The organism is Paracoccus niistensis (assembly GCF_042432925.1).
Classification (GTDB): Bacteria; Pseudomonadota; Alphaproteobacteria; order Rhodobacterales; family Rhodobacteraceae; genus Paracoccus; species Paracoccus niistensis.
Genome location: NZ_JBHLWE010000034.1, coordinates 163,855 through 170,002, shown reverse-complemented (window position 1 = coordinate 170,002; position 6,148 = coordinate 163,855). Strand labels below are relative to the sequence as shown.

At 68.0% G+C, this 6,148-nt stretch carries 6 protein-coding genes; 3 read left to right on the top strand and 3 right to left on the bottom strand.

Annotated elements, in window-relative coordinates; genetic code table 11:
- Positions 1-101 precede the first annotated feature (101 nt).
- The gene (locus ACFFII_RS11415) at positions 102-707 is read left to right on the top strand and encodes a phosphatase PAP2 family protein (RefSeq protein WP_377699004.1); all 606 of its coding nucleotides are present in this window, start codon (positions 102-104) and stop codon (positions 705-707) included.
- Positions 708-711: 4 nt separating this feature from the next.
- On the opposite strand, the gene rarD is transcribed toward ACFFII_RS11415, so the two are convergent.
- A complete protein-coding gene (gene rarD / locus ACFFII_RS11410; RefSeq protein ID WP_377699003.1) occupies positions 712-1,587 on the bottom strand; it encodes an EamA family transporter RarD in 876 nt (291 codons plus the stop codon).
- 127 nt (positions 1,588-1,714) lie between these two features.
- Here rarD and ACFFII_RS11405 point away from each other — a divergent pair, with 127 nt between their 5' ends.
- Both ACFFII_RS11405 and ACFFII_RS11400 read left to right on the top strand, forming a co-directional pair.
- Positions 1,715-2,524 carry a TIGR00282 family metallophosphoesterase gene (locus ACFFII_RS11405; RefSeq protein WP_377699002.1) on the top strand — a complete coding sequence of 270 codons (810 nt, stop codon included), beginning with the start codon at positions 1,715-1,717 and terminating at the stop codon, positions 2,522-2,524.
- Between the two features lie 86 nt (positions 2,525-2,610).
- Positions 2,611-4,389 (top strand): SLC13 family permease, encoded by a 1,779-nt coding sequence (locus ACFFII_RS11400; protein ID WP_377699001.1) that lies wholly within the window; start codon positions 2,611-2,613, stop codon positions 4,387-4,389.
- A 3-nt stretch (positions 4,390-4,392) separates the two neighbouring features.
- On the opposite strand, the gene olsA is transcribed toward ACFFII_RS11400, so the two are convergent.
- Positions 4,393-5,244: a lyso-ornithine lipid O-acyltransferase gene (gene olsA, locus ACFFII_RS11395; RefSeq protein WP_377699000.1), complete on the bottom strand. Its 852-nt coding sequence runs from the start codon at positions 5,242-5,244 to the stop codon at positions 4,393-4,395.
- Positions 5,241-6,023 (bottom strand): L-ornithine N(alpha)-acyltransferase, encoded by a 783-nt coding sequence (gene olsB / locus ACFFII_RS11390; protein ID WP_377698999.1) that lies wholly within the window; start codon positions 6,021-6,023, stop codon positions 5,241-5,243. Before olsB ends, olsA begins: the two co-directional genes overlap by 4 nt.
- Between the last annotated feature and the right edge of the window lie 125 nt (positions 6,024-6,148).

Genomic DNA, 6,148 nt, shown 5'->3' with positions numbered 1-6,148 from the left:
ACCAGCCCCGCAACCTCGCCAAGTCGGTGACAGTCGAGTGATCACCGCCTGATTCCGGCGGGCGCGCCGCAACCTTTGCACGCCCCCCGGGTTCCTCCGGCATGACCGAGACACTCATCGACACCCTTCACGAAGCCGACGTCGCCCTGTCCGTCGAGGCGGGACAGTTGCGCGACCATCCTGCGGTCGAAACACTTGGCTTTCTCAGCGAGATCAGCGACCAGCCGCCGGCCTTCACGCTGGCGGCGGCGGCAACGGTTGCCGGGCTTCTGACCCGGCAATCGCGGCTGGCCGAAGGGAGCACGCGGGCCTTGGCCTCGCTGTGGCTCGCCACTCAGATCAAGGGACGGATCAAGTCGGCGGTCGTGCGCACACGGCCGCACAAGCTGCTGGAGGAAGGGCATTACGAAACCGGGGTCAATGGCCCGGACGAGCACGACTACAACTCGTTCCCCTCGGGCCATACCGCCGACGCGGTCGCGGCCGCCCGCGCCATGGGACGCGTGGCGCCGCATGCGCAGGGTCCGCTGCTGGCAGCGGCCGGGATCGTGGGGCTGGTGCAGGTGCCGCGCGCCAAGCACCACCTGACGGACGTGGTGGCCGGGGCCATCGTCGGCCTGGTGGCCGAGGCGGCGGTCGATGCGGTCTTCAAGGCGGTCCGCGCCCGTCCCCGCCTGCGGGTCGCGCTGCGCCGGGACGAGGACTGAACCCTCAGGCCCGGCGGGGGATCAGCGTCAGGGTGTAAAGCACCAGCGCCGCCCAGATCAGCGGGAAGGCGATCTGCTGGACGCCCCGGAAGGGCTCGCCGAACGCCAGGACGGCGATCAGGAACACCATCGTCGGCGCGATGTACTGCAGCACGCCCATGGTGGACAGGCGGACCAGCTTGGCGCCGTTCGCGTAAAGCATCAGCGGCCCCGCGGTCAGGACGCCCGTGCCCGCCAGCAGCAGCGTGTCATGCAGGTTCGTGCCGAAATGACCCTGGCCCGTCGCGAAAAGCCACAGCACATAGCCCAGCGAGGGTGCGAACAGCAGCAGCACCTCGACCGTGAAGCCCTCGTTCGGCGGCAGGGGAAGGCGGCGCTTGCAGTAGGCGTAGATGCCCCAGGTCAGGGTCAGAGAGAGGGCGATCACCGGCAGTTCTCCGGCGGCGATGGTCAGCAGGGCCACCGCGATCGCGGCAAGGGCAACTGCGCCCACCTGCGGGCGGCTCAGCCGTTCCCCCAGCAGGCCCCAGCCCAGAAGGATGTTGAACAGCGGGTTGATGTAATAGCCCAGCGCGGCCTGCAGGGCCTGCCCGTTCGCCACCGCCCAGACATAGACCATCCAGTTGGCCGAGATCAGCACCGCCGTCAGCGCCGCCATCGCCACCAGCCTTGGCTGGCGCAGCGTGTCCACGACGGTCCCCACCTGCCCGTTGTGGCGCAGCACCACCAGCGCGATCGGAAGCGACCACAGGATGCGGTGCGAGATCACCTCGGCGGCCGGCACATGGGCGAGCCCGTGCAGATACAGCGGCATCAGCCCCCAGATGACATAGGCGCCGATCGCAAGGGCAAGTCCTCGGGGAGAATCTTGGGGGCTCATGCCGACTTCGATAACGCCGCGCCTTGTCGCTGGCGAGAGGGGACTTTGGGCCGATGCCGGTCTTTCCGATCCGTGGAAAGCCTTTGCCCGGGTTGAGTCGCCTTGCCCGCAGGAGTAACGCTGCCTCATGCGAATCCTCTTTCTAGGCGACGTGATGGGCCGGTCGGGTCGGCGGGCGATCACGGAACGGCTGGCGGGGCTGAAGGCGCGGCTGAAGGCCGACTTCACCATCGTCAATGGCGAGAACGCGAGCGGCGGCATGGGCCTGACCGGGCCCCATGCACGGCTGATCCTGGATGCGGGCGCCGACTGCGTCACCCTGGGCGACCATGCCTTCGACCAGAAGGACATGCTGTCCTTCGTCGCCGAGGAGCCCCGCGTCCTGCGCCCCCTGAACTTCGCCCGCGAGGCGCCGGGGCGCGGTCACCGCGTTTTCCAGGACGCGCGGGGCCGCAAGGTGCTGGTCGTGCAGGCGTTGGGCCAGGTCTTCATGAAGCGGCCCTTCGACGATCCCTTCAGTGCGGTGGACCAGGTGCTGCGCGCTCATCCTTCGGGCGGGCTAGTGCAGGCGGCGGTGGTGGATTTCCACGCCGAGGCCACCAGCGAGAAGATGGCGATGGGCCATTTCTGCGACGGGCGGGCCAGCCTTGTCGTCGGCACCCATACCCATGTGCCCACCGCCGACGCGCAGGTCCTGCCGCGCGGCACAGCCTATCAGTCGGACGCCGGCATGTGCGGCGACTATGACAGCGTGATCGGAATGGACAAGGCCGAGCCGATGCGCCGCTTCCTGACCGGAATGGGGCGCGACCGCTTCACTCCGGCCGAGGGCGAGGCTACCCTGTCGGGCGTGCTGGTCGTCACCGACGACCGCACGGGGCTGGCCACCGAGATCCGGCCGGTGCGCGATGGCGGGCGGCTGCAACCCGGCGCCTGAGCCGTCGCCTTTCTTGCGGCCTGTCCGGAAATCGGGCATCCGTCGCTCCGCCGCCCTGCCGCGGATTGCATCACGAGGTTCCCCGCATGTTCGGCATCGCGTTGACCGGCCAGACCGCCGCCGTCCTGACCCTTGTCATCATTGCGCTGATGTTTGTCATGTTCGTGCGCGAACGCCATCCGCCCGAGGTGATCGCCGTCGGAGTGGCGGCGCTGATGATGATCCTCGGCCTCGCCCCCTATGACGACGCAGTGGGCGTGCTGTCGAACAGCGCGCCCTGGACCATCGCCTTCATGTTCATCATCATGGGCGGCCTTCTGCGTACCGGCGCGCTGGACCAGCTGAGCCGGGTCGTGTCCTCGCGCGCCGATACGCACCCTCTGGTGACCATTGCCGCGATGTTTGCCTTTGTCTGCGCGGCCTCGGCCATCATGAACAACACGCCGGTCGTGGCGGTGATGATCCCCATCGTCATCCAGGTCGCGCGAAAGGCGGGCATTTCCGCGTCAAAGCTGCTGATGCCGCTAAGCTACTTCACCGTGATGGGCGGCATGATCACCCTGATCGGGACATCCACCAACCTGCTGGTGGACGGCGTGGTGCGCGCCCGCGGGCTCGAACCCTTCGGCATCTTCGACATCGCGCCCGTAGGGCTGGCCGTCACCGCGGCGGGGGCGGCCTTCATCGCGCTGGTCGGCTGGCGGCTTCTGCCCGAGCGGGGCTCCATGGCCTCGTTCCTGACCGACCGGTCGCAGATGCGCTATTTCACCGAGATCGCCATCCCCGAGGACAGCAACATCGTCGGCATGAACATCGGCGACGTGAAGATCTTCAAGCGCGAGGGCGTTCGGGTCATCGACGTGCTGAGGGGCGATGCCTCGCTGCGCCGCAACATGAGCGAGGTCGTGCTTGAGGCAGGCGACCGCATCGTGCTGCGCTCGGGCATGGCCGACCTGCTGGAAATGCAGCAGGACAAGGCGCTGCGGGCGCTCGACAAGCTGTCTTCGGTGCAGACCGAGATGGTCGAGGTGCTGATCTCGCCCGGTGCGCGGATGATCGGGCGGCGCCTGGGCGACCTGCGGTTGCGCCGCCGTTACGGCGTTTATCCCATTGCGGCGCACCGGCGGAACCAGAACATCGGCCGCCAGCTGGACGACCTCGAAGTCCGCGTGGGCGACACGCTGCTGCTGGAAGGCGCGCGCGAGGACATCGCCCGGCTTGCCGCCGACATGGACCTTGTCGATGTCTCGCAGCCCACGACCAAGCCCTTCCGCCGCCGCCACGCGCCCATCGCCACCGCCGCGCTGCTGGCCGTCGTGCTGCTGGCCGCGCTGGACGTGGCGCCGATCATGGGCCTGGCCTTCCTCGCCTCGGCCATCATCCTGATCGCGGGCTGCGTGGACCCCGATGAGGCCTTCGGCTTTGTCGAGGCGCGGCTGCTGGCGCTGATCTTCGCCATGCTGGTCATCGGCGAGGCGCTGGAGGCAACGGGCGCGGTGAACCTGATCGTGGATGCGGTGGCGCCGTCGCTGTCGGGCCTCAGCCCCTTCTGGACGCTGATCGCGGTCTATTTCCTCGGGCTGATCATGACCGAGATCCTGTCGAACAACGCCGTTGCCGTAATCCTGACCCCCATCGCCATCGAGCTTGCAACGCAGCTTGGACACGACCCGCGCGCCTTCATCGTGGCGGTGATGTTCTCGGCCTCGGTCGCCTTCGCGACGCCCATCGGCTACCAGACGCACATGATGGTCTATGGGCCGGGCGGCTACCGTTTCACGGACTTTATGCGCCTGGGCATTCCGCTGGACATCGTGACAGGGATTGCCGCCTGCCTGACGATTCCGCTGATCTGGCCGCTGTGACCTTCAGGCTGCGGATCGGACCGTGCATTCCGCCGCGGCGGCCAGTGCCTTGCGGTCATGGCCCGCAACCGGGATGGGCGGGTGCAGGGTGACGGTGATGCGCCCTTGCCGAGGCTGTGCCAGCACCGCCAGCAGATGCGGTGCAAGGTCCATGTCGCCCCACCAGCCGTAGAAGCGCGGATCGCGGCCGCTCGGCGCCTCATAGTGGACGCTGACGGGCTGGATCGCAAGGCCCCGCGGCAGCGCAGGATCCAGGAAAGCCTGAAACAGCGTCGGCTTGAAGGGCAGGACCCGTCGCCCGTCGGTACTGGTGCCCTCAGGGAAGAACAGCAGCCGGTGGCCAAGGGCGGTGCGTTCCGCGAACTCGGCCGCCTGAGCGCGGGCCAGGCGCGGGTCGCGGGTGACGAAATGCGTCTCGGTCACGCGGGTCAGGATGTTGATGCCGGGCCAGCCTGCCACCTCGGCCTTGCTGACGAAGAAGACGGGCGCCGCCGCGTTCAGGGCGAAGATGTCCAGCCAGGTGGAGTGGTTCGCCACCATTGCCCCGGCGCCCTGCATGGGCTTGCCCCGCCTGTCCCAGCGGATGCCCATCAACCACAGGCACAGGCGGCAGATGCCCTGTACCCAAGGGCCGGTCACGGGGCGGCGGCGGCCCGCGACAAGGCTCTCCCCGGCCCGCATGGGCAGGATCAGAAGAACGCCCGTCAGCAGGACCGAGATGACGGCAGTCCCCCTCAGGGCGACCAGCAGCCACCCGCGCGGCGTCGGACGGGGGGGGGTAACGGGCGGCTCTTCCCTCCAAGTGACGGAATAGCCGCGAGACAGGACGGGGTCATCGTCGCGTGGGGCTGTCATGCGCCTTGCCAGCGGTCCTGATAGTATTTCCGATGCCGGTCCGACATGGCCGCCGTGTCCATCAGCAGGAAGACGTCCGTCGTGTTGAAGGCGCGGTCGATCCAGGCGCCTTCACCGACGACGCCACCCAGCCGCAGGTAGGCCTTGATCAGCGCCGGCATGGCCGTCATCGCCGCGCGCCGGTCAAGCCGGTCGGCGGGCACCAGGTCCATCCGCTGGAACTGCGCCCCCCGCGCGACCGGGCGCAGGTCCGGTGGCGCCAGGTGATGGTGGTGCAGCCAGGACAGCGCCTGTGCCAGCGGCGCGACATCGGTGCCATGGAAGCTGGCAACGCCGAACAGGACCTCGATCTTGTGGTCCAGCACGTAGTCGGCCAGCGCGTTCCACAGAAGGAACATCCCAGAGCCGCCGCGGAAGTCCGGATCGACGCAGGATCGGCCCAACTCGACCATGCGCCGGCCGGATGCGCGCAGGGGCGTCAGGTCGTACTCGTCGTCGCAGTAATAGCGGCCGAACCGCTCGGCCACGTCGCTGCGCAGCAAGCGATAGGCGCCGATGACGTGATCGCCCTCGGCCGGATCGCGGCGGGCATCGACGAGCAGCAGGTGATCGACGACCGCGTCGAATTCGTCCCGCTCGAGCCGGGCGGCGTGATCCACCAGGGGACCGTCGCCGCCAAGCTCCTCGACAAAGACACGATAACGGAGGCGCTGCGCGGCACGCAGATCCTGTTCCTGCGTGGCCAGGCGAACGGACAGCCAGCCGGGATCAGCCTTCATGATGCAACCTCGCCTTGTTGCGTTGCAAAGGCGCTGCAGGTTGAAATCCGCGCCGATCCGTTCGGCGGATATCCGCTTGACACGCTTAAAGGTTGTAAGAAAGTCATAAACGCAAATGATTTTTT

Coding starts and splice junctions, on each gene's coding strand:
- ACFFII_RS11400 (WP_377699001.1), top strand. CDS start 2,611: ATGTTCGGCATCGCGTTGACCGGCCAGACCGCCGCCGTCCTGACCCTT.
- olsB (WP_377698999.1), bottom strand. CDS start 6,023: ATGAAGGCTGATCCCGGCTGGCTGTCCGTTCGCCTGGCCACGCAGGAA.
- ACFFII_RS11405 (WP_377699002.1), top strand. CDS start 1,715: ATGCGAATCCTCTTTCTAGGCGACGTGATGGGCCGGTCGGGTCGGCGG.
- rarD (WP_377699003.1), bottom strand. CDS start 1,587: ATGAGCCCCCAAGATTCTCCCCGAGGACTTGCCCTTGCGATCGGCGCC.
- olsA (WP_377699000.1), bottom strand. CDS start 5,244: ATGACAGCCCCACGCGACGATGACCCCGTCCTGTCTCGCGGCTATTCC.
- ACFFII_RS11415 (WP_377699004.1), top strand. CDS start 102: ATGACCGAGACACTCATCGACACCCTTCACGAAGCCGACGTCGCCCTG.